Below are 26269 nucleotides of genomic sequence, written 5' to 3' on the forward strand. Positions count from 1 at the left end.
CCGCGCGGGTACCTGGAGACCGACAACCGAGCGGATGTTCGACTGGAGGAACGATGGATGTGCACCCCGTGCCGGACAAGAATCCCGAGGAGTGGACGACCGGCGAGGAGCCGATGACCGGTCCGCAGGCCTCGTACCTGACCACGCTCGCGCAGGAAGCCGGCGTCGACGTACCGGACAACCTGAGCAAGGCCGACGCGTCGCGCCTGATCGACGACCTGCAGAACCGGACCGGTCGCGGGTCCTCCTAGCGACGGATCAGCTCGTCGCGGACCCGCAGCACCGCGGCCGCCGAGCGATCGATGTCGGACGGGCTGGTCGTCCAGTTGGTCACGGAGATCCGCATGGCGGCGCGGCCGTGCCAGGTGGTACCCGACATCCAGCAAGTACCTTCTTCCTGCACCTTCGTCACCACGTGCCTGGTGAGTTCGTCGTCGCCGAACCTCACCAGGACCTGGTTGAGTACGACGTCGTTGAGCACCTCGACGTCGCCCGCGGCAAGCGTCTCGGCGAACCGTTGCGCCATCGCGTGGCACCGGTCGACGATCTCCGCGATTCCGGCCCGCCCGAGCGCGCGGACCGCGGCGTACACCGGGATCCCGCGGGCGCGCCGCGAGAATTCCGGGTTGTAGTCCATCGGGTCCCGCTCGCCGTTCTCGTCCTGGATCAGGTACGCGGCCCGGATCGACATCGCGGCCCGGTGGGGGTCGGGATGGGCGCAGAGAACCAGGCCGGAGTCGTACGGCACGTTGAGCCACTTGTGCGCGTCGGACGCCCACGAGTCGGCCAGTTCGATTCCGTCGACGAGTGGGCGCAGCTGTTCGCTGACCGCGGCCCAGAGACCGAAGGCTCCGTCGACGTGGACCCAGGCCTGGTGCTCATGCGCCCGCTCACAGATGTCGCGGACCGCGTCGATCGCCCCGGTATTCACGTTGCCGACCTGTGCGCACACGATCTGGGGCGCGTCATCGGTGAGGGCTGCCTCGAGCGCATCGACGCGCATCCGGCCTTGGTCGTCCACCGCGATCGGGACGATGCAGTTCGTCCCCAGCCCGAGGAAGCGCAGCGCCCGGTCGATCGTGTCGTGCCGTTCCGCCCCGGCCAGCACCCGGATCGGCGGCGCGCCGGCCAGTCCGTCCTGTTCCACGTCCCATCCGGCTCTGCGCAGTACCTCGTGGCGCGCGGCCGCCAATCCGGTGAAGTTCGCCATCTGCGCCCCGGTCACGAAGCCCACCGACGTACCCGCCGGCAGCGCGAAGAGCTCGACCAGCCAGGCGGCGGCGACCTCCTCGACCACCGCGGCGGCCGGCGAGGCGGCGTACAGACCGGCGTTCTGGTCCCACGTCGTCGTCAGCCAGTCGGCGGCGAGCGACGCCGGCGTGGCGCCGCCGAACACGAACCCGAAGAACCGTCCGCTACCGCTCGGCAACAGTCCGTCCTCGACCCCCTCCGCCAGGCGCGCGATCACCTTCCGCGGATCCGTCGGCCCGGCCGGCAGCGGCCCGCCGAGCGCTTCGCGGAGCTCGCCGGCAGTCGCGCGCGGGCCGACCCGCCGCTCCGGTAGCCGGTCCAGATATGCCGTCGCCCGCTCATAGGCCTCCGTGAGCGGTCCCTCCCAATCGACCATGTCTCCTTTGTACGCTTCGCCCATGCACAACAGGAGCCGGTGGTCCGCGATCGTCGGCTACTCCCTGGTCGGCGCGGCCACCCAGCTCGTCTGGCTCAACTTCGCGGGCGTCACCACCGTGGCGGCCGCGCGGTACGGCGTGTCCGAGAGCGCGATCGGCTGGCTCGCCCAGGTCTTCCCGCTGCTGTACGTCGTCCTCGCGATCCCGTGCGGCCTCGCCCTCGATCGCTGGTTCAGGTCCGCGCTGATCGTGGGCGCCGTACTGACCGCGGTCGGTGCGGCGGTGCGACTGATCGGCGACGACTTCGGCTGGCTGCTCGCCGGCCAGATCCTCGCCTCGATCGCCCAGCCCCTGGTCCTGAACGCCGTCACCGGCATCACCGGCCGCTACTTGAACGAAAAAGACCGCCCGACCGGCATCGCGATCGGCACCGCGAGCATCTTCGCCGGCATGGTGATCGCCTTCCTCCTTTCAGCAATCTTCACCACCGCCGCCTCCCTCCCTACGATGCTGGTGCTCACCGCGATCTTCTGCATCGCATCGGCCCTCACCCTCGCCGCAGCCCTCCGCTCGAAGGCCCCCTTCGACCCCGCCCTCACCGCCTCACCACACGCCGACCCCACCGCCCTCAGCACACCCTCCACCGCCTCGCCCACCGGCCCCGCGGCGGCCGCCGGACACGCTTTGACCGCTGGCTCGCCGGCCACGCCTTCTGACACCGGCGAGCCGTCGCACCGCCCGGTTTGGGGCGCTCTCGCCACCTCATGGAGTGACCCGCTGATCCGCCGGCTGTGTGTCCTCGCGCTCTTCCCCTTCGGTGTGTTCGTTGCCATGAGCACCTTCGCCCAGGCACTCCTGCAACCGGCCGGCGTGAGCGGCGCCACCGCGAGCACGATCCTCCTGGTCCAGGTCGTCGCCGGCGTCCTCGGCAGCGCCACGATCCCGATCCTCGTCGCCCGGCACCGCGCCGAATCCACCCTCCTCGTCGTCAGCCTGACCGCCACCGCCGCCGCCTGCGTCCTGCTCGCCGTCGCCCCAAGCACCGTCACAGCCTTCGTCGCGATCACGCTGATCGGCCTGCTGCTCCTCCCGGCACTCCCGATCGTCCTCGAACTCGTCGAGCGCCGCACCGGCGAAGCCGAAGGCACCGCCGCCGGCCTGATCTGGATGGCCGGCAACCTCGGCGGCCTGATCGTCGCTGTGATCGTCGGCCTGCTCGTCGGCCACCCGTCAGCCGCGTTCCTGGTGATGGCCGCGATCGCCCTCATCGCCGTACCGGGGGCTCGCTCCCTGCGTCGCCCGATCGCCGTCTTGCGATCGCAGTCACAGCCGTAGCGAGCAATCCACCCGCGCCCGCGGCGACGAACGTCGTACGGGCGTCGGTGTGCTGCAGGAGCAGACCACCCCCGACGTACGAGATCCCGGCCGCCAGCCCGATCGCGCCGTACAGGTTTCCGAACACCCGACTCAGCAGATGCGGCGGTACGACGCGCTGCAGGTGGGTGTTGACCCCGACGTCGATGCCCGCGATCCCGAGCCCGCGAATCACCTGCAACGCGAGCGCCGCCCAGATCGCCCACGCGAGACCGGTGAGCAGATTGCCGACGCTGCTCACGGCGAACCCGAGCAGCATCAGGACGGGCATCTTGAAGCGAACGGCGTACCGCGCCAGGATCGCGAACCCGAGGATCAGCCCGATCCCGACCCCGGCGTACAACGTCGCCGCCGCCGAATCACTCCCGTGCAACTCGTCCTTCGCGAGGAACACCATCGCGACATCGTCCACGCCGTTGAACGCGACCACCGCGAAGAACCCGATCCCGATCACGCGGATGGCCCGGGTCCGGACGATGTACCCCAGCCCGTCCCGCGCATCCTTCAACAGACTGTGCCCCGACCGCTCCACCTGGATCCTCGGCAACCGGCTCAGCAGCGCCGCCGACACGAAGAACGTCGCGGCGTCGATGTACAGGATCCCGCGGACGTCGGTGACCAGGAACAACCCCGCGGCGATCAGCGGCCCGACCGCCTCCAGCCCGTTCGTCCCCGCCCCCAACGCCGAGTTCGCCGCCTCCAACTGATCGTCCCGCACCAGCCGCGGCATCGCACTCCGCGATCCGGCCAGAAACACCTGCGCCGTAACCCCCCGCACTGCCACCAGCACAAGCAACACCGGCAACGGCGGCAAGCTGACCGCCATGACGACCGTCAGAACCCCCTGGACGACGCCACAAACCACCATCACCCGCTTGAGATCGAACCGATCCCCAACCGCCCCCGCCACCGCCCCGAACAACCCCGGCACGAAGTCCCCCGCCAGCAACAACAACGCCACCGCCAGCGCGGCCCCCGTCGCCCGCTGCACATACAACAGCAACGCCACGAGCCCCAACGAGTCCCCGAGCACCGACACCACCCGAGCACCCCAAAGCCCCCGAAACCCACCCGACCCCCGCAGCACACCCCACACAATCCACTACTATGTACCGACACCACGCCGGTGTGGCGCAATTGGCAGCGCACCGCTCTTGTAAAGCGGTGGTTAGGGGTTCGAGTCCCCTCACCGGCTCTCACCAGAAGTACGACCCCACGCGTGCTCCGACCCACCCCGGGCTGGCGCCCGGAGTTGCCGGCGACCGCCGGCGAGTTGCGAGTTGGCGCTCGCGTTGACTGCTGGCACAAACCGGCCTCTTGCCGGATCGTGACGACGGGCACGTGATGCAGCGCGAGGAGCCCTGCCCGAACCCAGAGGCCGCGCATGACGCGCGTGGTTGCCGACACCTTGTCGAATCGCTGACGCGTTGCTCGAAGTTCATGAGGCAGATGACTCGACGCTCGATCGGTACCGCGAGCTAGCCGATCGGTGCACCGACATGTGCGCACGCCTCGGCAGCGAGAGCCATCTCCACGCCTTGCGCCACTAGTCGGGCACTGAGCTCATCAGTTCCGGCGTTGACATCCGCACAGTCGCAGGCCGCCTCGGTCCCGGCGGCGGCACGACCACCTTCCGGGTTTATGCGGCCTGGGTCGCTGAGTCAGACCGCCAAGCTGCGAACCTTCTCGCCGGCCGCGTTCGCAAGCCAGAACCCCGGGCGGCAGACGGAGCGACGACCAGAAGCGATCAGCCCCGCCGCCACCGCCGGGGTCCCATTGGCCCACGACCTTCTGATCCGTAGGAGCCTGCACATGGCCTTCGGCAGCTTTGTCGAGAGTCGGTGGCCCATCCAGGTAAGGTCGGTCCGATTCAAGATCTGGGGGTGGGAAAATGACGTTGGGTGAAGCCATCGAGCGGCTCGGAGAATTCAATCGCGAACATACGATCTATGCCGCCAAGCCATGGACGGTCGATTCGGAGGCCCGCGTCCAGCAGGATCCTCATTCGACAGCTCCGCTAGACGGATTGGACTACCTCCTGGACGTCTACACCGCACTGGATGTCATCGAGGTTTGGAGCGAACATCGAGATGGGGCACACCCGACCATCGCTGAGCGATGCGCGGCTTTGGTGTATTACGCGAATCATGACGCCTACTTGATTCCGGAGGAGTAAGACTTGTCCGCCTGACCATGAGTCATGGTGCCCGCGCGCGTCCTAGTCCGATGGAAGTTGATGGTGGCCACGGTGTCGGGGCTGTCAAGCGGCTCACGTAGCTTCGCGGCAGGGAGTTGGCTGAGTGGGCAAGGACCACGGCGCGAAGGGGTCGGGCGTGGGCGCGTGGGGCGGCGTACTAGAAACCCAGTCCCTGGGCCTGGGTTTGGATGGCGCGCTCGGAGGGTCCTCCGTCAAGACATACCGGACAGATCTCTCCGGACATACCGAACTGGTTCAAGGGTTTGGCGGGAGCGGTGTTGAGTCTGCGGGTGTGTCCAATCGCCGAGGTTGTTGCCGCCTACGGTGCACTGAACACGACCCCTCGTCTTCAAACTCGTCGACGACCTTTAGATCCGCATCATCAACACCCCCACCCGGCGAACTCTTCCGCGAGCTCACTCTCGACTACCAACCCCTCGGCAGACCCCCAGGACCACCCAAGAACAAAAACTGGACCCTAATCAGGGGTCCGGTCCGTCCGGGTCTCCTGAGAGATCACACCCTCACCGGCTCGCTGACTGACCAACGACTGTGCCATTCGGAACCCCGACGCGGTGACGATTCCGGTGACATCACCAGCGCCTGCGGCACCGAGTTCGTCGACGTCGACGAGCGCGATCGGCGCTGATGCACACCGAGTGCGACGATAGATGAATGGAGGACGCTTCGGACCTGCTCGAGGCGCAACGACGCCAAGCGCTCCGACGGCTGGCGAGCCTGACGGGCGACTTTCGCGAGGTGGTCGCCGCCTCACGAGACTCCAACGCCGACGACGAACACGACCCTGAGGGCGCGACGATCGCCTTCGAGAGATCCCAGGTCACATCGCTGGTGCAACAGGTCCGGAAGCAACTGGCGGAGATCGAGGCAGCATTCGGCCGACTGTCGGCCGGCACCTACGGCACTTGCGAACAGTGCGGCCAACCCATCGCCCCAGCCCGCCTGCAAGCCAGACCCGCAGCCCGCACCTGCATCACCTGCGCCCAGCTCAGGACCACGTGAAGTGAACCTCGAGTGAGACCTCGAGCTTGGTGTCCCCGGGGGTGATGTGGATTTCGGACTCGAACCCGGCTTGGGCTCCCAAGGCCTGTCCATGGAAGCCGTGGTGGTTGTAGCTCTCCGATATCCCGGTGGCCGCGCCGAGGTTACGTCCGGCCAGTTCGGCCAACTCCTCGGCCTTGTCCCGCGCCTGCCGAAAGGCCAGCGCTCGAGCTTTCGTCAGCAGTGCGGTCTTGTCACCGACGTCGAATCGGACGGCGTGCAGGTCGAGACTGTCTCCGGCCGCCTCCACAGCCACGTTGAGCAACCGCCCGAAGCCGAGCAGGTCCCGGCTCGTCACGGTCAGCAGATGCGCCGCGCCGTAGGTCTGCGGCCGCCCCGGCTCCCGGTAGTGCTGGGAGACCTCGACTTCGGTGGTCCTGATCGCGGACGTGTCCACACCTTGTCCCCGCAAAGCAGCTACGACGGCGTCGGTACGCTCGGCTACCTCGGCGACGGCGGTCGCCACGTCGTCGGCCTGGTATCCAACCGCCAACGACATCCGCAAAACATCGGGCGGTGCACTGGCCTGCCCCGATCCCACAACTGTTATCCCTGCGTCCATCTCGGCAGTGTGCCACTGGCGAGAGGGGAACCCGATGCTGCCGAGGCGCAGGTCTCCGACGAGCGGGTCGCCAGGGACAGGGTGCAGGCGCTCTTCTGCCCAACGCCTCCCTGGAAGACGTCGTCACCGAGACCCTCGCCTAACCCAGATACCCCTCGTCGGGCCGAAACTGTCGGAGCAGGTCGTCGAGGCGGCGTAGTACGTGGCTGCGCCAGCCGCCGTTCATGAGGCGGCGAGCGAGTTGTTGGGTGGGGTCGTCGGGGTCGAAGCCGGAGTGTTCGAGCAACAGCCGGGTTCCGCTGCCTTCGGGTTGGAGGGTCCAGGCGACCTCGGTCGCTTTGCTGTGGGGGTTGTCGGCATCGGCCCAGCTGATGCGCAAGTGCTTCGATGGCGTCAGCTCCAGCACCTGGCACGCGATCCGGCCGGAGAAGCCGGTCTGGGCGACGGGGCGGCCGTGGAAGGTGAAGTGATGGCCGACGATCGGCTGGAAGTCGTTCGGCATCAGCCATTGCGCCATCAGGTCCGGCACCGTCAATGCTCGCCAGAGCTTCGCCGGTGGGTGGGGGAAGTACTGGTCGACCTGGATGGTGGTGAGATCGTCAGTCATCGTCATCCAGTCGGTCGAGGACATCGCCGAGCGCGGACATCCGGTTCCGCCAGAAGCGCTCGTACGGGCTGAGCCAGTCGATCAGCTCCGCCATCGGTTCTCCGGTGACACGGTAGAAGCGGTGCCGGCCTTCTTGCCGCTCCTCGACGAGTCCGCTCTCCCGCAGAGCGCGAAGGTGTTCGGAGACGCTGGGCCGGGCCATGTCGAACTTCCCCGCGAGCTCCCCGGCGGTGTGCTCACCGTCGAGGAGCGCGTCAAGGATGTCGCGGCGGGTGGGGTTGGCCAGCGCGCTGAACACCTCGTCCAGCGGTCCGCCCTTGAGACGTCTGGGCAACGAAGATCAGCCCTGCAGGGCGTAGCTGTTGCCGTCAGGGTCGGAGAACGTCGCTTGCTTGCCCCACGGCATCTCGTTCGGGCCGTCCACGACCACGCCGCCCGCCCGCAGTCGAGCGATGTCGGCGTCAAGGTCACTGCTTGCGAGCAGAGTCCCCCGCCCGCCGCCGGAGGTCATGCCGGGGAAGGGCTTGTGCAGCACGAGCGTGGTCCCCTCCGCGGCACCGACTTCCAGCCAGCGGTTGTCACCGAAGGTCTGGTCGGTCTTCACCTCCAGGCCAAGTGTGTCGACGTAGAAGTCGCGGGCACGATCCTGGTCGGAAACGAATACGGCCACGGTCTTCACAGTGTTGATAGCCATGCCGACACAATAGGTAGGAATATTCCTACGCGTCAAGATGCGCAGCTTCGCCGGAGTGTTCGCCTTGATGCTGGGCGACCAGCGGGCGGCATGGGCTGCGTCAGGTCTTTTCCGGGGCCCGGCCGCGGAACTGGTCGGCGGGGTAGCGGGTTGAGGAGCCGTTCAGTTTGCGGAAGGCAGCCTCGGAAAGGTCGATGTTGAGGATGTCGGCGAGGCGGACGACGTAGATCAGTACGTCGGCCAGTTCCTCGCCGGCTTGGGTGTGGAGGGGGTCTTCCTGGGCGCGGGCGGCGGCGGGGAGCCATTGGAAGAGTTCGGTTAGTTCGCCGACCTCGCCGACCAGGGCGAGGAGCAAGGACTTCGGGTCGTGGAACTTGACCCAGTCGCGTTCCTCGGTGAAGGCGCGATTGTTGTCGCGGAGCACGGTCGGATCGGACACGCCGCGACCATGCCACGGAGTCAGTGCATGTATAGGCCGCCGTCCACGTTGAGGGTGTGGCCGGAGATGTAGCCGGCGTCCTCTGACATCAGGAAGGCTATGGCGGAGGCTACATCGTGAGGGTCGCCTATGCGGTTGACCAGGAGGTCGGCGGCCATGGTTGTGCGGCGGTCGGGGGTTATGGGGCCGCCCATGATGTCGGTGTCTATCGGGCCGGGGGCTACGGCGTTGACGGTGATGCCGCACGGGCCTAGCTCTCGGGCCAGGGCTCGGGTTAGGCCTATTACGCCGGCTTTGGCTACGGAATAGGGGGTTTTGCTGTAGGTGCCGCCGCCTCGTTGGGCTGAGGTGGAGGAGATGCTGACGATGCGGCCGTAGCCGTGGGTGACCATGCTCTCGGCGATGCGGTGGGTGACGTAGTGGACGCCGTTGAGGTTGATGTTGATGACTCGGTGCCACTCGGCGGAGGGGAGTTCGAGGTAGGGGACGGGGGAGCTGACGCCGGCGATGTTGGCGAGGGCTGCCAGGGGTGGGAGGGTGGATTCGAGGTCATCGATCGCGGTGCGTACTGCGGTCTCGTCGGAGACGTCGGCGGTGGCGGCGAAGGCTTTCACGTTGTGGGTGGCAACGATTTCGGCGGCCAGGTCGTCGCAGGGATCGATGTCGAGGAGGCCGATGTTCCAGCCTTGGGAGGCGAGCAGCAGCGCGGTGGTGCGGCCGATGCCGCGGGGTGAGGCTGCGCCGGTGACGATCGCGGTGCGGTTCACTTGGCAGCTCCGTAGTCCTGGCCGGGCTTCCAGTCGCTGAAGACGTAGTCGGATTCGGAGACCTTCGCTCCGGCCGCCTTGGCCTTCTGCAGGGCTTGGGCCCGGTCGGCGGTGGTCGCGTCGCTGAGCTTCTTCAGTTCGGCCTTGAGGTCCTTGATCGATCCGCCCAGGTAGCCCTGGACGATGTTGCCGACGTGCGGCGTCACAGGTTTGCGCAGCGCGTCGACACGAGCGATGGCGGGGTTCTTCACGATCGCCTGCGGCATCAGAAACACGTTTTCCTTGCAGAACTCGACGCCCTTCTTGTAGGCGTCGACGGCCTTCGAGGACGCGACGAGGTCGAGGTTCAGCGGCGGCTGGTCCATCGCCTCGATCATGCCGGTCTGGTACTCGTCGGACATGAAGGACGCGATCAGCTTCCCGGCCGCGTCAGGGTTCTTGCTGTCCGCGGAGACGAAGTACGTCGAGGACGGCCGGCCCCGGTAGCACCAGGGGTTCATGCCGGACGTCGGCGTCAAAATGTGCCCGGAAGCAAGCTTGTCGACGATCGTCGGCGCCAGCGCCTTCGACCCGCCGGCGCACCAGATCCCGTCGATGAACGTTCCGACCGCGCCGGACGCGTACCGGGTGCGGGCGTCGACGACGCCGAAATTGTTCGAGCCCGGCATGATCAGCTTGTCGTCGTTCAGCTGCTTCAGGAACTCGATCACACCGACATAGGTGTCGTGGTGGTAGGCGTACTCGCCGGTGTCGAACCGCAGCCCCTGGTATCCGGGGAAGCCGGCCGCCTGTGCCATGTCGTCGACTTGGTCGCGGATCCGGCCACCATCGGCACCGATCGCCAACGTGAGCGGCTGGATCCCGGCCGACTTCAACTTGCCCAGGGCCTCTTTGAACGCCATGTAGTCCGACGGCACGTTGTCCGGGTCGAGCCCGGCCTTGGACCAGTGGTCCTTGTTCACCCAGACCAGCGTGGAGCTCTGCCGGAAACTGAGCATCGGGAATCCGTACAGCTTGCCGTCGAGTTGGGTGATGCCCTCGGTCAACGCGTCCTTCGGGAGCTTGGCCCTGATGTCGGCCGGGATCACCATCTCGTGCACCCACTTGCCGGTGACCAGCGCGGGCAACGGCAACCCGATCACGTTGGAGTAGACGTCCGGCATCTTGTTGGCCTGATGCGCCAGCTGGAACGCCTGGGTCGCCTTTGACGCGTCGTAGTACGTGTGCGCGACGTTGGTCTTCAACGGCGAGGACTGAGACTTGGCCCAGCCGTCGTTGAGATGCTTGAACGAGCTGAAGTGGTCCCACCAGTCCAGGGTTCCGGTGGCGCCGGCGTTCGCGCTTCCGCTCTGGGAGCTCGAGTTGCTGCTGCATCCGGTCGCGGCGCCGGCGACGGCCAGTACCGAGGCGCCGAGCAGGCTGCGACGTGTCATACCAGGCATGTTTCCGCTCCTTACAAGTTACGACTTGACTGCTCCGGAGATTCCCTCGACGAAGTAGCGCTGCAGGAAGATGAAGAGAACCACCACCGGGACGATCGAGATCACGCCGGCCGCGGCCATACCGGACCAGTCGGTGGCGGTCTCGCCGACGAACGCCTGCATGCCGACGCTCACCGTCCGCAGGTCAGGCCGGCTGAACGTGAACACCAGCGGCAGGAAGAAGGCGTTCCAGGTGGTGATGAAGGTGAGTACGGCGACCGTCGCCGTGACCGGCATCGCCAGCGGCAGCATCACCGAGAAGAACGTCCGGACGAAGCCGGCGCCGTCGACGACAGCGGCCTCCTCGAGCTCTCGCGGAATCTGCCGGAAATAGCCGTAGTAGATGAGGATCGCCGACACGTACGCCCCGCCGCTGAGGGCCAGGATCATCCCGCCCAGCGAGTCGATCAGGCCGAGCTGCATCGAGATCTTGACCACCGGGATGATCGTGTAGCCGGTCGGTACGAACAGCGTCGCAACGAGGACGCCGAGGAAGATCTTGGACCCGCGGAACTTGTAGCGGGCCAGGACGTACCCGGCCGTCGCGCAGCGGATCGTGACGAGGACGACGGTGATCAGCGTGACCACGACGGTGTTGATCAGGTACCGGCCGAAGTGCGCGTCGTTCCAGGCCCGCGCGTAGTTGTCCCAGACGAACTTCGAGGGCCAGAGCTTGAGGCCGCCGGTGAACATCTCCATGTTGTCCTTGAGCGACGCCGACAGCATCCACAGGAACGGGAAGATCCACAGCACCGCAATGCCCACCAGGCAGATCGCGGCGGTCCACCACGGCAGCCGGCGCAGCATCCGCCGTTGCCGGTCCGTGCGTTCGACGACAGCGGTCATCGCTGCTCTCCTCTCAGCCGGCGGCCGGCGTACACGCCCCACAGCTGGAGAGCGCCGACGACCGCGACCAGCAGCCCGAAGAACACCGCGGCCGCGGACGCCTGCCCGAGCTGCGGGATCGACGCGCCGAAGGCCCAGCGGTAGATGTAGATCTCGATGATCTCGGTGTGGAAGTACGGCCCGCCGCCGGTCAGCGTGTACATCAGGTCGAAGTTGTGGAACGTCTCCTCGACCGTCAGCACGGTGATGATGATCAGGAACGGCCGCAGCATCGGTACGGTGATGTGCCGGAAGACCTGCCCCGGGCCGGCCCCGTCGATCCGGGCCGCCTCGTACAACTCGTACGGGATGGTCTGCAGCGCGGCCAGCCAGTAGATCATCGTGACGCCGAAGAACTTCCAGATGTACAGGACCGCGGCCGTCGGCAGCGCCAGGTGCTGATTGCCGAGGAAGTCGATGCCGCCGGCGCCCAGCTTGGTCAGGATGGAGTTCACCGGTCCGCTGGACGGATCCAGGACGAAGCGCATCACCACGCCGATGATCGCCGTCGTGGTCACCACCGGGATGAAGAACGCGGACCGCAGTACGCCGATCAGCGGCAGCTTGGGCGAGTTGAGGACGATCGCGAGCAGCAGCGTCAGCAGCACCCGGGCCGGCACCACGAGCAGCATGAACAGCAACGTGACCTTGAACGAGTTCCAGAACAGCGGATCCGCGAAGACCGTCCGGTAGTTGCTCAGGCCGACGAACTTCTGGTCGGCGTCGAACCCGTTCCACTCGACCAGCGAGTACCAGTAGCTCGCGATGATCGGGTAGATGGTGTAGATCCCGTACAGCACTGTGGTCGGCAGCAGGAAGATCCAGATCCAGGTGGTCTTCTTCCAGCCGAACCGCGGTCGGTCGAGGGCTGCGACGCGGCGGGTCTGCCGCCGGGCGAGTTGGACGGATCTGATCGACATGATCGGCCTACCTGATCTGGCTGATCGCGAACGTGCGCGGGTCGCTGCCGAGCCGGTTCCCGTTCTCCAGCGCCGTGACGGAGGCGACCTCGTCGTCGCTCAGCTCGAAGCCGTCGAGCGCGAAGTTGGCCCGGATCCGCTCAGGGTTCACCGACTTGGGGATGACGATGTGTCCGCGCTGCAGGTGCCAGCGGAGGATCGCCTGGGCCGGCGTCACCCGGTGAGCGTCGGCGATCGCCGCCAGCACGGGATGATCGAGGTCGCCGCCCTGGCCGAGCGGCGAGTACGCCGTGACCGCGATCGACCGCTCGGCGCACAGCTCGGTCAGCTCGCGCTGCTGGTACGTCGGATGCAGCTCGATCTGGTTGACCGCCGGGACGATCTCGGACTCCTTGGCCAACCGGTCCAGGTGCTCGGGAAGGAAGTTGGACACCCCAATGGCTCGCACCCGTCCATCGGCGTAGATCCGCTCCAGAGCACGCCAACTATCGACATAGCGATCCACGGTCGGGTTGGGCCAGTGCACGAGATACAGGTCGGCGTAGTCCAGCCCGAGACGCTGCAGGGTTTCGTCGTACGCCGTCAGCGCCGACTCGTACCCGTGCTCGCCGTTGCGCAGCTTCGTCGTGACGAACAGCTCGTCGCGGGGCAGGCCGCTCGCCTGTACGGCGGCGCCCACGCCGGCCTCGTTGTTGTACGCCGCGGCCGTGTCGATGTGCCGGTAGCCGATCTCGAGCGCCTGCTCGACGGCCGCCTGGGTGTCGCCCGGCGGCACCTGGAAGACGCCGAAGCCGCGCTGCGGAATCCGTACGCCGTTGTTGAGCGTGATCACGTCGTCGGCTCCAGGATCAGCAACGATGCCGACGGCAACGGCAGCGCAACCTCCAGCGAGACGTCGCCGTCAACGGTGAGCGTCCGCTCGCCTTCGAACTCCTCCAGCCCTTGCCGGCTGGTGATCGCGGCCAGCTGCTCGGCGGTCGGGTCCTGAGGGGAGCCGAGCTCTTGCCAGACGGTGAACGCATTGCTGTGATCGGCGTCGATCCGCAGATGCTGCAACCGGTACGTCCCGGCCGGCAGATTCCGCACGGTGACGGTCGCGGAGGTCAGGGCCTCGCTGGTCTGCCACTGGTCGTCGATGTGACGCCAGATCAGTACAGCGACGCTTCCGTCCTCCGACCGCGAGGCGAGCGCGTCGACCTCCTCGCGCATGCTGCTGCCGTCGGTGCCCTCGAGTTCGCCGACCTGCCAGGCCGCGTCCGACGTCGCGCGCAGACGGTCCCGGCCGAGCAGCGACAGCATTCGGTACGCGTTGAGGAACGGCTTCTCGATGCCGCCCGCGGTGAGGAACGAGCGGGTGCCTTCGAAGTACCGTTCGGCCTCGAAGTAGAAGCTCCATGAGGTCGCGTAGGCGACCTGCGCCGTCTCCGTGGCGTTGAGGTCGAGGATCTTCTTCATCAGCTTCGCCTGGAAGACCGGGTAGTACTCGGTGTTCTGGAAGCTGTAGTTCCGGTTGTCGTAGCGCCCGAAGTGCGCCGGTACAGCGGCGTCGCACTCGTCGACGATCACCGGCAGGTCGGCGTACGCGTCGTACGAGCCGATCAGCCGGTTGAACTCGCGCAGGTCGTACAGCATCTTCGTCGAGGACGGGCCGAGCAACTCGGCCGGTGCCTCGTCGAACGGCTTGTAGTCACGGGTCGGGAAGTGGCAGCCCTTGGTGTGGTACGAGATGAAGTCCAGCGGCTCGCCCCGCCGTGACGTGTAGTCCAGGAAGCCGCGCAGGAAGTTGAGTCCGCCGCTGGTCACCGCGGGGCCGCCGACCTTGGCGTCGGGCAGCACGGTCCGGATCGCCTCGACGGTCGCGGTGTACAGCTCGTTGTACTGATCGAGCGTGCCGCGCCAGTAGAAGATGTCCGGCTCGTTCCACAGCTCCCAGAGCCAGGTCTTCACCTCCGCCTCGCCGTACCGGTCGATGCAGTGCCGGACCGTGGCACTGATCAGCCCGCCCCACTTCGCGTAGTCGCTCGGCGGGTATCCCCACGCGCCGGCCTCGTAGCTGGTGTACGCCGTCGGACTCGGTACGACGGTCAGCTCGGCGGCCTCGGGCGGCAGGAGATCCCGCGGCGTGAAGCCGAGCTCCACCAGCAGGTGATGTCCGGCGCCGACGATCGCGTCGTACGCCTGGTCGAGCAGCGTGAAGTCGTAGTACGGATTGCCGTCGGCGTCCTCGTGGTAGACGTTGCCCGAGCTCCAGTGCGGGATGCCGAAACCGCTGCCGGAGCAGTACATGTAGTGCGGCCGGACGAAGTACCCGCCGCCGGAGAAGTCGGTGAAGGTCTGCAGCAGCCGCTTGCCGGTGGGCGTGTAGGTCCAGTTGAACTCGTCGTACCCGAAGCTCTCCCAGACGCGGGCCAGCCGGCCCTGGACCTCGCCGGCGTCGACGTCGATCGCGGCCGCGGTGACGTGCGGCGCCGCAGGATCGTGGGGAGCGGCCGGCGGGAACGGGCCGAGTGCGGTGCGTCCGGTGTGAACCACAGTTTCGGTGGTCATCGTCGTCGTGACCTCTCTCTGCCCGGGGGATCGGGCTGCCTCATGGCCGGCCGACATCGGCGTCGGCGCGGTGCCGCTCTGCCTGGCTGGGAGGTTCCGAGTCTGCTCTTGCACTTGATTTACTGTCAATGACTTACTGTTTACAATCTACAGAGTGACCTCGGTTGGGGTTAAGGTTCGATCCGTGGAAACTGCGTGGAGGAGGTGGTCGGCATGATGCCCGACGACGTCGTGTCGCTGCCGTCGCAGCGCGCGCTCGGTGACCTGGTGACCGACGTGCTCCGGGAGATGATCACCGGCGGCAAGTTCCAGCCCGGTCAGCATCTCAAGGAGACCGAGCTGGCCCAGGCGCTGAAGGTCAGCCGCGGGCCGATCCGGCAGGCGTTGGCCCGGCTCGAGGAAGAGGGGCACGTCGAGCTCCGGCGACACCGCGGCGCGTTCGTCAGCACGCTGACCAAGACCGACGTCGAGGAGGTGCACACGCTGCGCGGCGCGATCGAGAGACTGGCCGCCGGCCGCGCCTGCACACGGATGCAGGGCGCCGGGTTCGCCGAGATGGACGCCGTGCTGGAGCAGATGAAGAGCGTCGACACGAGGATCGCTCCGGAGGACGCCGTCCGGCTGGACCTCGAGTTCCACGACATCATCTACGCGTACTGCGATCACGGCCGGGTGCAGCGCGTGTGGGAGTCCATCCGCGGGCAGGTCACGGTCTTCCTGCGCGCCCGGAACGCGAGTTTCCCGGATTTCCTCGAGGTCGGCTACAGCGAGCACAAGGAGCTCCGCGACGCCTTGGCCCTCGGCGATCCGCAGGCGGCCCAGGACGGCATCGACAAACACATCATCGGCGCCTACGAGCGCCTGAAGCGCCTCAACCTGCCGGACCGCTGACGGATCCGCGGACGCGGCCGACCCGGACCGGGAGGGGTGGAGTCTTCGCTGACCCGGTGGGACGATCGGGTGATGGAGGTCTTGCGGGTCGAGGAACTGGCGGCGGTACACCTGGGGCTGGCGGGCGAGAACGGCAGCGGGCGGAGTGCGACGACGTTGTACGGCCGGGCCGGGGCCCGCTTGCGGCAGACGCTGATCGCGTTGGACGCCGGCCAGACGCTGGGCGAGCATCAGAGTCCGGGCGACGCGTCGTTGATGTGTTTGGAGGGCGACGTGGTGCTTCGGGCGGGTGACGCCGAGGCCGAGTTGCGGACGGGCGATCTGGTGGCGGTCCCGCCGCAGCGCCACGACGTACACGCCCGGACCGCATCGGTGCTGTTGCTGTCAGTCGCCTTGCACTGAAGCGATTATGGGCTGCGTTCGTCGGCCCGGAGATTGCGGAGCGTCCAGAGCCCGTACAGCGCCAGGAGTGGTTTCGCGGCGATCCATTCGCCCGGACGGTAGTCGCCGGCACGGACAAGCTTCCCGGCGAGATCGGGGCGCTGGCGGCGCAGGTACGCACGTGCCTTGAGCGCATGCGCCGGCTGGGACGCGATCTTGATCCGATCGACGTCCTCGAGCAGCGGGATCACGTTGGTGACGTTCTCCCAGGTGGTCGCGCTCTTCTCCTCCAGCAGCACGGTGCCGCCGAACGCGGAAACCGTGTGCGCATAGTCGGCCATCAGCTGAGCCTCCGACGCGCCACGAGTTGTCGCGCCTCCGCTGAAGATCACGCAGGTGTCGTGCTCGCGGCCGGCGGCGACGGAACGCATTCCGGCGCGGACCCGCCGGCGGTTGACGAAGTTCGCCGTCGGCTGCGGGTTGCGGAAACCCAGCACGACCACGGCCTCGGTGGCACCTTCGCTGTTGCCTACGAGGGTTCGGGACCAGCGCCAGTTCAGCCACTCACCCCACGCCAGCACTGCACCCCCGGCGATCGCCAGTCCCGTCCTCCGCCGCATGCGCCGACTCTAGGCCACCGAGTCGACGCGGTGCTCCGTCCCCGCGAACGTGAACGTACCGCCCGCGTGCAGGTCCTTGATCGCGGCGTAGAGCGGCGCGCCGGTGGTCATGCCCTCGTACGTGACGCCGTCACAGTCGAACGGGGAGCTGACCACGCCGACGACGTAGTGGTCGCCGTCGAGGACGACGATCGCGCCCGGCCGGATCTCGCTGGTGGGCGCGAAGTCGATGGTTTCCGCGTTGGCCACGGTGCTGTGCTGGCGCTCCTCGACCTGCTCGTACAGGACGCCGAGATCGCCGGCCGCGGCCGCCTGTGACTGGTCGTCGACCGAGAACGACGAGTCGGGGTCGAGCCGCGCGGCCGAGTCCTCGCGCCCCACCGCCGTTCCCGTCGCCCGCTGCTGCGCCTCGAGATGCGCCAGCAGAGCGTCCTTGACCCTCAACTTCGCGTCGGCGTCCATCACACGTCCTCTCGTCGAGTACTGCTCAAGTGTCGCGCGGAACGCTGACGGATAGTTCCGGAACCAGTTCCGGAACCGGCAGGGGGTGTTGGCGGGGAGTTTCCGAACCTAGAGTCGGCCTGCTTGAAAGGGCTTTCCGGTCGACGGTGGAGGGTTTGTGAGGCGGACTCTTGGGCTCGCGGTGTCGGTAGCGGTGGTGGCGGCGGGGATCGCGGGTGGCGGCGGTTCGGCCGTGGCGCAGCGCGGGCCGGTGGTCAGCGGGACGTACTCGAGTGGCCCGGAGCACGCGTGGCAGGCGCTGCCTCCGGCGTACGTCGGGAACGACACCGGCACCGCGGATGCCACGGTGGTCGTCGATCCGAGCATCAGCCGGCAGAAGTACACCGGCATCGGGTTCTCGCTCGACGAGACGAGCGTGTCGAACCTGTGGAAGCTGACGCCGCAGGAGCGCGAGCGGGCGGTCCGGCTGCTGGTGGATCCGGGGACCGGCGCCGGGTTCGACCGGTTCCGGTTGACGATCGGGAGCCCTGACCTGATCGAGCACCTGCCGTTCTGGTCGTACGACGAACTGCCGGCCGGCGTCACCGAGGACCCGGACCTGAAGTACTTCTCGATCAAGCGGGACGTCGACGCACACATCGTCGACACCGTGAAGCTGATCCAGAAGTACAACCCGCGCGCCACGTTCTTCGCGTCCGCGTGGAGCGCGCCGGCCTGGATGAAGACCAACAACCGGTTCACCGGCGAGGTCGCGCTCAAACCCGGCAGCACGACGTCGTACTACCAGGTCGGCAAGCTCCGCGACGACCGCATCGACGTGTTCGCCAGGTACTACGTGAAGTACCTGCAGGCGTATGCGAAGTACGGCATCACCGTCGACGCGCTGACGCTGCTCAACGAACCGGGGATCGACGTGGTCTACCCGGCGATGGACATCAGCGTCGAGCAGCAGCAGAAGCTCGCGGTCGCGATCAAGCGCGAGGTCCGGCGGGCCGGCCTGCGGACCGAGCTGTACGTGCACGACTTCAACTTCTGGGACTGGCGCGACCCGAACAGCACGGAAACGAAGAACTACTACCGGATCTTCAACGACCCGGCCACCCGGAAAGCGGCGGACGCGATCGCGTTCCACCCGTACTGGGGCGACCCGGCGGTGATGCGGGACGCCTACGAGGAGTTCGGAAAACCCGTGCACATGACGGAAACCAGCGACCTCAACCCGGCCACGATCCTGAACTATGTCCGGCTCGACGCGTCGTCGTACGTCCTGTGGGCGCAGACCACCGACCAGGACGGCGGCACCCTGCACTGGACGCCGGCCCGGGACAACGACATCGACTGGGACGAGGTCGGCCGGACGACCAAGTGGCCGAACCGGCTCGTGAAGGTCGACACGACGACGAAAACGTTGTCGGTGCGGTCCGAGCTCTTCGCGATGGGACAGTTCGCGAAGTACCTCGGGCCGGAGCACACCCGCGTCGAGTCGAGCGGTACGGCGAACGGGATCAGCAACGTGGTGTTCAAGGACCGCGGCGACAACTTCGTCGCGATCGTTGGAAACGCCAACGCCACGCCGAGCAAGGTCCGCGTCACGCTCGCTGACAAGTCGTTCGTCGTGGCGGTTCCGGCCAACGCCTACGCGACGTACCGCTGGCACGGCGAGGTGCCGTCGGCACGGCACAACCACGCGCCGCAATTCGGCGCGGTTCCGGACGTGGTCGCCGACCAGTTCCAGACCACCCAGTTCCAGTTGCGGGCGACCGACGGCGACCAGGACCGCCTCGCGTACTACGCGACGGAGCTGCCGGCCGGTGTCAGTCTCGATGCGAGCACCGGGACGGTCAGCCTGCAACCGACCGTCGCCGGGGAGCAGGACCTCAAGTTCCGCGTCGCCGACGGCGCGGCGCACGACGAGGTCACGGTGCACGTGACGGTCCGGCCGCACGGCGCGCCGGTCGGGGCGAAGGTCGAGGCGGAGTCGTACGTCGCCCAGCACGGCTGGACGGACGGCGGCGCGAACTTCATCGAGAGCAACCCGGCGGCGAGCGGCGGTAAGAACGTCGGCTGGACCGCGGCGGGGAACTGGCTTCGGTACCGCGTCGACGTGGCCAAAGGCACCTACAACCTCGAACTCCGGGTCGCGAACGGCACCGGCGCGCCGGCCCAGGACGCGATCTCGATCCGCGACGCCAACGGCACGGTGCTCGCCAAGGTCACCGTCCCCGACACCGGAGGTTGGGGCAACTACCAGTCGATCAGCACACAGATCGCTCTCCCCGGCGGAGACCAACAGATCACGGTGTACTGCGAGACCGGCGGCTTCAACCTCGACTACCTCCGCCTGACCGCCTGAACCCACGCCTGGGCGACACGCCTGCGCGGTTGCCGCATGCCTTGAAACGTGTCAATCTGATCACCGCGGCGCTGCGACGACTGCCGTCCGGACAGCGTGATCAGGCGGTGAAACGTGAGGAGCAGTCGTGGCGCGCATCGCTTTCCTGCACACCGGGGCCGTCGTCATCCCGACGTTCGCGACGCTTGCCGCCGAGCACCTGCCGGGAGTCGAGGTGCAGAACCTGCTCGACGACAAGATCGTGGCCGACCTGGGCCGGGGTGTCGCGTCCGAGCAGGTGGCGCAGCGCCTGGCGGACTTGGGTGACGCCGCCGTCGCGGCCGGAGCCGAAGCGTTGATGTTCACGTGTTCGTCGATCTCGCAGTACGCGGCGCCGCTCGCCGAGCGTCTCGGTGTTCCGGTGTATCGCGTCGACGAGGCGATGGCCGACGAGGCGGTGCGCGCGGCTGATCGCGTCAGCGTCATCGCGACGCTGCCCACCACGGTGCAGCCGACGGCCGCGCTGCTCCGGGAGCGCGCCGAGCTTCAGGGGCGCGAGGTGCAGATCGACGAGGTCGTCGTGGCCGGCGCGTTCGAGGCTGCTGTCGCGGGCGATCGGGCCCGGCACGACGAGCTGGTGTCAGAAGCGATCAAGGCGGCGAACGGCGATGTGGTCGTCCTCGCGCAAGCGTCGATGGCGTCGGCGGCCGAGGGCCTCGAGCTCTCCGTGCCGATCCTCACCAGCCCGGAGCGCGGCGTTCGCCGGCTGGCCGAGAATCTCAACTAGGCCCTGTCAGGCGGCCCGGCGACCATGCGGCGGCTCATCGGCTCGTAGATCACGACCGCGAGGTACCGGGGCTCCAAGGTCGCCTCTTGACGTGGTGCGGCCGTCTGCTGCATGGTTTACAGCGCTGTACTACAGCGCTGTAAACCGCCGAGAGAAAGCAGGCCGATGCGTCCCGACATCGTCATCGTGATGACCGACCAGCAGCGGGTGGGGCTGACGCGGCGCAGCGGGTATCCGGTGGACACGATGCCGTTCGTCGACGGCCTGGCGGAGCGCGGAACGGATTTCCGGAACGCGTACACGGCCGCGCCGGCCTGTGTTCCGGCGCGGACCAGCCTGCTCACCGGGCGGTTCCCGAGCGTCCACCAGGTGCGGCAGAACAGCAACGCGCAGTACGCCCGCTACGACCAGGACCTGCTCGACGTCCTGCGGACCGCGGACTACCAGCTGCACTTCGCGGGCAAACCGCACATGCCCCGCGGCGCGCAGGACTTCGACACCTTCGCCGGACCGTACTTCCACACCCAAGGACCGGAACGGAACACGGCGGAACACGCTTTCGACGACTGGCTCGAGCGCCTCGACCACGGGGTCGCCGACGAGCCGACACCGCACGTCCTGGAAACGCAGCTGCCGTACCGGATCACCACCGACGCGCTGCAAGCGGTGCACGAGGCGGACCCGGACCGGCCGGGCCTGTTCTGGGTCTCCTATCCCGAGCCCCACAACCCGTACCAGGTCCCGCGACCGTACTTCGACCTGGTGAAACCCGAGGACGTCCCGGACCGCACGACGGGGCCGGAGGCAACCGAGATCAAGGGCGGCAGCTACGCCTGGCTGCGCAAACTCCAGGAAGACAAACGACCCGGGTACGACGACAACTGGCGTCGCTACACCGCGAACTACCTCGGCATGCTCCGCCTGCTCGACGACCAGATCCGCCGCCTGCACGAAGGGCTCGCCCGACGGAACCGGCCGCGCCTGACGATCGTGCTCGCCGACCACGGCGACTACGTCGGCGAGTACGGACTGCAGCGCAAGGGCGCCGGCCTGTCGGAGTTCCTGATGCGGATCCCGCTGATCGTCACCGGCGACGGCGTCGGGGTACAGCGACGCGACGAACCGGTGTCGATCGTCGACGTCCTCCCCACCGTCTGCGAAGCCGTCGGCCAACCCATCCCCGACGGCGTCCAGGGCCGCAGCCTGCTCCCGCTCGCGCACGGCGAGGCGGCGCCGGAAACGGAATTCCGGAGCATCGTCGCCGAACAGGGCTTCGGCGGCCGCGCGTACGACGTGACCGCCCGGCCGCCGCTGCACTTCACCTACGACGGTCCGACGTTCGACGAACTCAACACCGTCACCCAGTCCGGTGCCGCCCGGATGATCCGCAGCGGCCACTGGAAGCTCATCGTGCACGCCGATCTCGACGGTGAGCTCTACGACCTGGACACCGACCCGGCCGAGCTCACCAACCTCTTCGACGACGATGCACACCTGGCCGTCCGCGCCGGTCTCCTGCACCAGCTCGCCCGCTGGCAGGCACGGCTGACCGACGACCTCCCGAACGGCAACTACACCTCGCTCCGCCTGCCCCACAACTGGCGCTGGGCACCCAAGGAGATCCACGATGAACACGTTTAGCCGCCGCACCCTGCTGGGCCTCGGCGCCGCCACCGCCGCCGCGATCACGCTCCCCGGCTGCTCGGGGAAATCCGGCCCGATGCGCGTTTCCTGGTACGGCCCCGACCCGGTCACCAAGGCCCTGAACAAGGCCCTCGAGGCCTGGAAGTCGAGCGGCGGCGCGGAGTACGCCGCGGAGAGCGCTCCGTTCGACGACTACTGGGACAAGCTCGCCACGCAGACGTCCGGCAACAACGCACCCGACGTCCTGCGGATGTCGATGAGCTACTTCAGCGACTACGCGGGCCGCAGCGCGCTGAAGGACCTCGGGTCGCTGGGGATCGACACGACGGGGCTCGACAAGGACGTGGCGAGCAGCGGTGTCGTCGACGGCAAGAACTACGGCATCGGGCAGAGCTCGATCAGTTACGCGATGTACGTCGACGAGGCGGCGGTCAAGCGCGCCGGCGGCACGGTGCCGGCCCAGGGCTGGACCTGGGACGCCTTCGCCGAGTTCGCCCGGGACTACAGCGGATCGGTCCAGGGCTCCTACGGCTCCACCGACCAAGCCGGAAACTTCCAGCTGTTCGAGGTGTACGTGCGCCAGCACGGCATGGAACTGTTTTCCGACGACGGCGGAAAGCTTGCCACCAGCAAGGACACGGTCCAGGAGTGGTTCCAGTACTGGGCCGGGCTGCGGGACGCGAAGGCCGCCCCGCCGCAGAACATCAGCGCGGAGACGACCGCGATCGAGAAGTCGCTGGTGGCCAAGGGCAAGGCGCCGCTCCAGTTCGGCTGGGTCCAGCAGGTCACCTTCTACCAGCCGCTGGTGAAGGGCCCGCTGAGCGTGCTCCCGGTCCCGCAGGGCAAGGCCGGCGACCTGTCCGGCCAGTTCGTCAAGGGCCTCGACCTGTGGTGCGTCTCGGCCGCGAGCAAGCACCCCGAGGACGCCGCGAAACTGATCGGGTTCCTGCTCAACGACGAGAAGGCGATCAAGGCGATCGGCATCCTGCTCGGCGTCCCGCCGTCGAAGAAAGCCCGTGACCTGGTCTCCGCGGACGCCGGATCGGCCGGTGCCCGGGCGATCACGTACGTCGAGGGCCTGGAGGGAAAGGTCGGCCCGTCGCCGAAGCCGTGGCCCAAGGGGTACGGCGAACTGCTGACCGGGTTCGGGCGGATCGCGGAAAACATCGGTTTCGGAAAGACCACGCCGGCGGCCGGCGCGCAGGAGTTCGTCGACCTGGCCGGAAAGACCCTCGGGCAGTGATCGCCCGGCTCCGGCAGAGCGTTCCGGCGTACCTGTTCCTGCTGCCCTGGCTGATCGGGCTGCTCGGCCTGACGATCGGCCCGATGCTGCTGTCGCTCTACTACTCGTTCACCGACTACGCGCTGCTCAACACCCCCGAGTGGACCGGGCTGCACAACTACACGGCCCTGTTCCAGGACTCGCGGTACCTGCAGTCGCTCAAGGTCACCTTCATCTACGTCGGCGTCTCGGTACCGCTCGAGATGGCGTTCGCGCTCGCGGTCGCCGTGCTCCTCAACCGAGGGCTCAAGGGCCTGGCCGTCTACAGAGCGCTGTACTACGTGCCGAGCCTGCTCGGGGGCAGCGTCGCGATCGCCCTGCTGTGGCAGCAGATCTTCGGCAGCGACGGCCTGCTCAACGACGTCCTCGGCATCTTCGGAATCCACGGCCGCGGCTGGATCTCCGAGCCCGGTACGGCGTTGTGGACGCTCATCGTGCTGCGGGTCTGGCAGTTCGGCGCCCCGATGGTGATCTTCCTCGCGGGTCTGCGGCAGATCCCCGACGAGGTGCTCGAGGCCGCCGAGGTCGACGGTGCGGGCCGATGGCAACGATTCTGGCGGGTGACGCTGCCGCTGCTGTCGCCGGTGGTGTTCTTCAACCTGGTGCTGCAGATCATCGGCGCGTTCCAGGCGTTCACACCGGCGTTCGTGATCAGCGGCGGCAAGGGCGGCCCGTCGGACTCGACGCTGTTCTACACGCTGTACCTCTACCAGCAGGCGTTCGGAAACTTCCGGATGGGGTACGCCGCCGCGATGGCCTGGGTGCTGCTGCTGATCATCGCGGTCTTCACCGGACTGAACTTCGTCCTCGGCCGCACCTGGGTGTTCTACGGAGACGAAGGGGCACGCCGATGAAACGCGTCCTGGCCCACACCGGGCTGGCGGCGGGGGCACTGGTGATGCTCTACCCGCTGCTCTGGATGATCAGCGCCTCGCTGCGGCCGAACACCGAGATCTTCGAGCACCCCGGGCTGATCCCCGAGCGCCCGACGCTCGGGAACTACGCGCTCGGCTGGTCGTCGACCGGAACCAGTTTCGGCATCTACCTGATGAACTCGCTGATCATCTGCGCGGCGGTCGTGATCGGCAACGTGCTGACCTGCTCGCTGACCGCGTACGCGTTCGCGCGGCTCCGGTTCGGGGGCCGGAAAACGTTGTTCGGGTTGATGCTGGCGACGATCATGCTGCCCGGTCACGTCACGCTGATCGCGCAGTACTCGATTTTCCGGAACCTGAACTGGATCGACACGTTCTGGCCGATGATCGTGCCGAGTTTCCTGGCCACCGACGCGTTCTTCGTGTTCCTGATGGTGCAGTTCATCCGCTCGATCCCGGTCGAGTTGGACGACGCCGCGCGGATCGACGGCTGCGGTGCGTGGGGGATCTACCGGCGGATCATCCTGCCGCTGCTGTCGCCGGCGCTGGTGACGACGGCGATCTTCTCGTTCATCTGGACCTGGAACAACTTCTTCAGCCAGCTGATCTACCTGTCGACCAGGACCCGGCTGACGGTGCCGGTCGCGTTGCGCGGGTTCCTGGACGCCACCGGCAGCTCGGAATGGGGAGCGCTGTTCGCGATGAGCGTCGTCACGCTGGTGCCGGTGGTCGTGGTGTTCGTGATCTTCCAGCGGCGGATCCTGGCCGGAATGGCCCACACCGGCCTCAAATGAGATCCTGCCAGCTATGAGGCCGCGCCTGACCGACGTCGCCGAGGCGGCCGGTGTGTCGATGAAGACGGTGTCGAACGTCGTCAACGGCGCCGAGCACGTCCGCGAGGAGACCCGGCAACGGGTGCTGGCGGCGATCGACAAGCTCGGGTACCGGCCGAACATCGCGGCCCGCAACCTGGCCCAGGGCCGCAGCGGCGTGATCGCGCTCGCCGTACCGCAGCTCGACCGTCCGTACTTCGCCTCGCTCGCGGCCCGGATGCTCGACGAGGCGGAGTCGTTCGGCTGGATCGTCCAGTTCCACCAGACCGGCGGCCGCCGCGAGGCCGAGCTCGCCCTGCTCACCGAGCGGCACCCGGCCCGCCTCGACGGGATCGTGATGAGTCCGCTCGGGCTGACCGCGGAGGACGTGCAGGGCCGCGATCCGGCGTTGCCGCTGGTGCTGCTGGGCGAGAAGGCCGGCGTCGGGCACCACGCGGATCACGTCGGCATCGACAACCGCGAAGCCGGCAAGGTGGCGACCGAGCATCTGCTCGAGCTCGGCCGCCGGCAGGTGATGGCACTCGCGCCGGGTCCGCGGATGGACGACGAGCGGATCAACGGCTACCGCGACGCCCTGACCGCCGCCGGCCTGCCGGTCGACGAGGACATCGTGCTGCCGACCGGAGGCCTGCGCGGCCAGGACGCCGAGCGCACCCTCGGCGAGTGGCTCGACTCGGGACACGCGCCGCCGGACGCGGTCTTCGCGGCCACCGACTGGCTGGCGATGGGCGCGATCCGGGCCCTCGTCCTACGCGGTCTGCGAGTGCCGCAGGATGTCGCGGTGGTCGGATTCGACGACATCCCGTACGACCTCGCGACCCTCCCGACCCTGACCACCGTCGCGCCCGACCGGGTCGCGATCGCGCGGCTGGCGTTGCAGGCGCTGAAGGACCAGCGCCCCGGCGCCGACCCCGTCCGCTGGCAGGCGCCCTTCAGCCTCGTCGTCCGCGAGAGCACCACCGGCATCGGTTGACCCTGGCGCATCGCCCGCGCGCACCC

The 26269-nt window shown here is 67.7% G+C and carries 27 protein-coding genes, 1 tRNA gene and 1 pseudogene; 14 read left to right on the forward strand and 15 right to left on the reverse strand.

Annotated features, from left to right (window positions below):
- The first annotated feature begins 53 nt into the window (after positions 1-53).
- Complete coding sequence (locus AB0L64_RS12035) at positions 54-251, forward strand: DUF3072 domain-containing protein (protein ID WP_363710167.1); 198 nt, start codon at positions 54-56, stop codon at positions 249-251.
- Here the strand turns inward: AB0L64_RS12035 and AB0L64_RS12040 are convergent.
- Entirely contained in the window at positions 248-1627 is a 1380-nt protein-coding gene (locus AB0L64_RS12040; RefSeq protein WP_363710168.1) for an aminotransferase class V-fold PLP-dependent enzyme, read from the reverse strand. The two genes, AB0L64_RS12035 and AB0L64_RS12040, sit on opposite strands and share 4 nt — an antisense overlap.
- Before the next feature lie 22 nt (positions 1628-1649).
- On the opposite strand from AB0L64_RS12040, the gene AB0L64_RS12045 reads away from it, so the two are divergent.
- Positions 1650-2963: an MFS transporter gene (locus AB0L64_RS12045; RefSeq protein ID WP_363710169.1), complete on the forward strand. Its 1314-nt coding sequence runs from the start codon at positions 1650-1652 to the stop codon at positions 2961-2963.
- Here the strand turns inward: AB0L64_RS12045 and AB0L64_RS12050 are convergent.
- Complete coding sequence (locus tag AB0L64_RS12050) at positions 2893-4098, reverse strand: MFS transporter (protein WP_363710170.1); 1206 nt, start codon at positions 4096-4098, stop codon at positions 2893-2895. The two genes, AB0L64_RS12045 and AB0L64_RS12050, sit on opposite strands and share 71 nt — an antisense overlap.
- A 26-nt stretch (positions 4099-4124) precedes the next feature.
- On the opposite strand from AB0L64_RS12050, the gene AB0L64_RS12055 reads away from it, so the two are divergent.
- From AB0L64_RS12055 to AB0L64_RS12065, 3 genes and pseudogenes are all read left to right on the forward strand, one after another.
- Positions 4125-4197, forward strand: a tRNA-Thr gene (locus AB0L64_RS12055).
- Between the two features lie 696 nt (positions 4198-4893).
- Positions 4894-5178 (forward strand): hypothetical protein, encoded by a 285-nt coding sequence (locus AB0L64_RS12060; RefSeq protein ID WP_363710171.1) that lies wholly within the window; start codon positions 4894-4896, stop codon positions 5176-5178.
- A gap of 933 nt (positions 5179-6111) precedes the next feature.
- Positions 6112-6222 (forward strand): annotated as a pseudogene (locus tag AB0L64_RS12065) (TraR/DksA C4-type zinc finger protein); the annotation flags it as partial.
- Here AB0L64_RS12065 and AB0L64_RS12070 read toward each other — a convergent pair.
- From AB0L64_RS12070 to AB0L64_RS12120, 11 genes are all read right to left on the reverse strand, one after another.
- On the reverse strand, positions 6209-6823 hold the full coding sequence (locus AB0L64_RS12070; RefSeq protein ID WP_363710172.1) for an SIMPL domain-containing protein: 615 nt from the start codon (positions 6821-6823) through the stop codon (positions 6209-6211). The pseudogene AB0L64_RS12065 and the gene AB0L64_RS12070 overlap by 14 nt on opposite strands.
- A 139-nt stretch (positions 6824-6962) precedes the next feature.
- On the reverse strand, positions 6963-7430 hold the full coding sequence (locus tag AB0L64_RS12075) for an SRPBCC domain-containing protein (protein ID WP_363710173.1): 468 nt from the start codon (positions 7428-7430) through the stop codon (positions 6963-6965).
- Entirely contained in the window at positions 7423-7764 is a 342-nt protein-coding gene (locus AB0L64_RS12080) for a metalloregulator ArsR/SmtB family transcription factor (protein ID WP_363710174.1), read from the reverse strand. Before AB0L64_RS12080 ends, AB0L64_RS12075 begins: the two co-directional genes overlap by 8 nt.
- A gap of 6 nt (positions 7765-7770) precedes the next feature.
- On the reverse strand, positions 7771-8124 hold the full coding sequence (locus tag AB0L64_RS12085; protein ID WP_363710175.1) for a VOC family protein: 354 nt from the start codon (positions 8122-8124) through the stop codon (positions 7771-7773).
- Between the two features lie 100 nt (positions 8125-8224).
- The gene (locus tag AB0L64_RS12090; RefSeq protein WP_363710176.1) at positions 8225-8563 is read right to left on the reverse strand and encodes a nucleotide pyrophosphohydrolase; all 339 of its coding nucleotides are present in this window, start codon (positions 8561-8563) and stop codon (positions 8225-8227) included.
- A 20-nt stretch (positions 8564-8583) separates the two neighbouring features.
- The gene (locus AB0L64_RS12095) at positions 8584-9330 is read right to left on the reverse strand and encodes an SDR family NAD(P)-dependent oxidoreductase (protein WP_363710177.1); all 747 of its coding nucleotides are present in this window, start codon (positions 9328-9330) and stop codon (positions 8584-8586) included.
- On the reverse strand, positions 9327-10763 hold the full coding sequence (locus AB0L64_RS12100) for an ABC transporter substrate-binding protein (RefSeq protein WP_363710178.1): 1437 nt from the start codon (positions 10761-10763) through the stop codon (positions 9327-9329). Before AB0L64_RS12100 ends, AB0L64_RS12095 begins: the two co-directional genes overlap by 4 nt.
- 27 nt (positions 10764-10790) lie before the next feature.
- Positions 10791-11657 (reverse strand): carbohydrate ABC transporter permease, encoded by an 867-nt coding sequence (locus AB0L64_RS12105; RefSeq protein WP_359938275.1) that lies wholly within the window; start codon positions 11655-11657, stop codon positions 10791-10793.
- Entirely contained in the window at positions 11654-12616 is a 963-nt protein-coding gene (locus AB0L64_RS12110; RefSeq protein ID WP_363710179.1) for a sugar ABC transporter permease, read from the reverse strand. Before AB0L64_RS12110 ends, AB0L64_RS12105 begins: the two co-directional genes overlap by 4 nt.
- Positions 12617-12623: 7 nt before the next feature.
- Positions 12624-13448: an aldo/keto reductase gene (locus AB0L64_RS12115; RefSeq protein WP_363710180.1), complete on the reverse strand. Its 825-nt coding sequence runs from the start codon at positions 13446-13448 to the stop codon at positions 12624-12626.
- On the reverse strand, positions 13445-15163 hold the full coding sequence (locus AB0L64_RS12120; RefSeq protein ID WP_363710181.1) for a glycoside hydrolase: 1719 nt from the start codon (positions 15161-15163) through the stop codon (positions 13445-13447). The genes AB0L64_RS12115 and AB0L64_RS12120 overlap by 4 nt, the downstream gene beginning before the upstream one ends.
- Positions 15164-15358: 195 nt before the next feature.
- On the opposite strand from AB0L64_RS12120, the gene AB0L64_RS12125 reads away from it, so the two are divergent.
- Both AB0L64_RS12125 and AB0L64_RS12130 read left to right on the forward strand, forming a co-directional pair.
- Entirely contained in the window at positions 15359-16054 is a 696-nt protein-coding gene (locus AB0L64_RS12125) for a GntR family transcriptional regulator (RefSeq protein WP_363710182.1), read from the forward strand.
- Between the two features lie 72 nt (positions 16055-16126).
- Positions 16127-16456, forward strand: a complete 330-nt coding sequence (locus AB0L64_RS12130; RefSeq protein WP_355696001.1) for a cupin domain-containing protein — start codon at positions 16127-16129, stop codon at positions 16454-16456.
- Between the two features lie 5 nt (positions 16457-16461).
- Here the strand turns inward: AB0L64_RS12130 and AB0L64_RS12135 are convergent, their stop codons facing one another.
- Together AB0L64_RS12135 and AB0L64_RS12140 are read right to left on the reverse strand one after the other, a co-directional pair.
- Complete coding sequence (locus tag AB0L64_RS12135; RefSeq protein ID WP_363710183.1) at positions 16462-17055, reverse strand: YdcF family protein; 594 nt, start codon at positions 17053-17055, stop codon at positions 16462-16464.
- 9 nt (positions 17056-17064) lie between these two features.
- Complete coding sequence (locus AB0L64_RS12140) at positions 17065-17517, reverse strand: hypothetical protein (protein WP_363710184.1); 453 nt, start codon at positions 17515-17517, stop codon at positions 17065-17067.
- 157 nt (positions 17518-17674) lie between these two features.
- Here AB0L64_RS12140 and AB0L64_RS12145 point away from each other — a divergent pair, with 157 nt between their 5' ends.
- From AB0L64_RS12145 to AB0L64_RS12175, 7 genes are all read left to right on the forward strand, one after another.
- Positions 17675-19870: a carbohydrate-binding protein gene (locus AB0L64_RS12145; RefSeq protein WP_363710185.1), complete on the forward strand. Its 2196-nt coding sequence runs from the start codon at positions 17675-17677 to the stop codon at positions 19868-19870.
- A gap of 127 nt (positions 19871-19997) precedes the next feature.
- On the forward strand, positions 19998-20636 hold the full coding sequence (locus AB0L64_RS12150) for an aspartate/glutamate racemase family protein (protein WP_363710186.1): 639 nt from the start codon (positions 19998-20000) through the stop codon (positions 20634-20636).
- Between the two features lie 165 nt (positions 20637-20801).
- A complete protein-coding gene (locus AB0L64_RS12155; protein ID WP_363710187.1) occupies positions 20802-22277 on the forward strand; it encodes a sulfatase-like hydrolase/transferase in 1476 nt (491 codons plus the stop codon).
- On the forward strand, positions 22264-23523 hold the full coding sequence (locus AB0L64_RS12160; RefSeq protein WP_363710188.1) for an extracellular solute-binding protein: 1260 nt from the start codon (positions 22264-22266) through the stop codon (positions 23521-23523). Before AB0L64_RS12155 ends, AB0L64_RS12160 begins: the two co-directional genes overlap by 14 nt.
- Positions 23520-24416: a sugar ABC transporter permease gene (locus AB0L64_RS12165; RefSeq protein WP_363710189.1), complete on the forward strand. Its 897-nt coding sequence runs from the start codon at positions 23520-23522 to the stop codon at positions 24414-24416. Before AB0L64_RS12160 ends, AB0L64_RS12165 begins: the two co-directional genes overlap by 4 nt.
- Positions 24413-25231, forward strand: coding sequence for a carbohydrate ABC transporter permease (locus AB0L64_RS12170; protein ID WP_363710190.1), 819 nt, complete (start codon positions 24413-24415; stop codon positions 25229-25231). Before AB0L64_RS12165 ends, AB0L64_RS12170 begins: the two co-directional genes overlap by 4 nt.
- Before the next feature lie 13 nt (positions 25232-25244).
- Complete coding sequence (locus AB0L64_RS12175) at positions 25245-26243, forward strand: LacI family DNA-binding transcriptional regulator (protein WP_363710191.1); 999 nt, start codon at positions 25245-25247, stop codon at positions 26241-26243.
- Positions 26244-26269 lie beyond the last annotated feature (26 nt).

Source organism: Kribbella sp. NPDC051936 (assembly GCF_040680955.1).
GTDB lineage: Bacteria > Actinomycetota > Actinomycetes > Propionibacteriales > Kribbellaceae > Kribbella.

Coding starts and splice junctions, on each gene's coding strand:
- AB0L64_RS12160 (WP_363710188.1), top strand. CDS start 22,264: ATGAACACGTTTAGCCGCCGCACCCTGCTGGGCCTCGGCGCCGCCACC.
- AB0L64_RS12170 (WP_363710190.1), top strand. CDS start 24,413: ATGAAACGCGTCCTGGCCCACACCGGGCTGGCGGCGGGGGCACTGGTG.
- AB0L64_RS12105 (WP_359938275.1), bottom strand. CDS start 11,657: ATGACCGCTGTCGTCGAACGCACGGACCGGCAACGGCGGATGCTGCGC.
- AB0L64_RS12075 (WP_363710173.1), bottom strand. CDS start 7,430: ATGACTGACGATCTCACCACCATCCAGGTCGACCAGTACTTCCCCCAC.
- AB0L64_RS12040 (WP_363710168.1), bottom strand. CDS start 1,627: ATGGTCGATTGGGAGGGACCGCTCACGGAGGCCTATGAGCGGGCGACG.
- AB0L64_RS12155 (WP_363710187.1), top strand. CDS start 20,802: ATGCGTCCCGACATCGTCATCGTGATGACCGACCAGCAGCGGGTGGGG.
- AB0L64_RS12060 (WP_363710171.1), top strand. CDS start 4,894: ATGACGTTGGGTGAAGCCATCGAGCGGCTCGGAGAATTCAATCGCGAA.
- AB0L64_RS12120 (WP_363710181.1), bottom strand. CDS start 15,163: ATGACCACCGAAACTGTGGTTCACACCGGACGCACCGCACTCGGCCCG.
- AB0L64_RS12100 (WP_363710178.1), bottom strand. CDS start 10,763: ATGACACGTCGCAGCCTGCTCGGCGCCTCGGTACTGGCCGTCGCCGGC.
- AB0L64_RS12135 (WP_363710183.1), bottom strand. CDS start 17,055: ATGCGGCGGAGGACGGGACTGGCGATCGCCGGGGGTGCAGTGCTGGCG.
- AB0L64_RS12175 (WP_363710191.1), top strand. CDS start 25,245: ATGAGGCCGCGCCTGACCGACGTCGCCGAGGCGGCCGGTGTGTCGATG.
- AB0L64_RS12070 (WP_363710172.1), bottom strand. CDS start 6,823: ATGGACGCAGGGATAACAGTTGTGGGATCGGGGCAGGCCAGTGCACCG.
- AB0L64_RS12130 (WP_355696001.1), top strand. CDS start 16,127: ATGGAGGTCTTGCGGGTCGAGGAACTGGCGGCGGTACACCTGGGGCTG.
- AB0L64_RS12045 (WP_363710169.1), top strand. CDS start 1,650: ATGCACAACAGGAGCCGGTGGTCCGCGATCGTCGGCTACTCCCTGGTC.
- AB0L64_RS12035 (WP_363710167.1), top strand. CDS start 54: ATGGATGTGCACCCCGTGCCGGACAAGAATCCCGAGGAGTGGACGACC.
- AB0L64_RS12110 (WP_363710179.1), bottom strand. CDS start 12,616: ATGTCGATCAGATCCGTCCAACTCGCCCGGCGGCAGACCCGCCGCGTC.
- AB0L64_RS12085 (WP_363710175.1), bottom strand. CDS start 8,124: ATGGCTATCAACACTGTGAAGACCGTGGCCGTATTCGTTTCCGACCAG.
- AB0L64_RS12140 (WP_363710184.1), bottom strand. CDS start 17,517: ATGGACGCCGACGCGAAGTTGAGGGTCAAGGACGCTCTGCTGGCGCAT.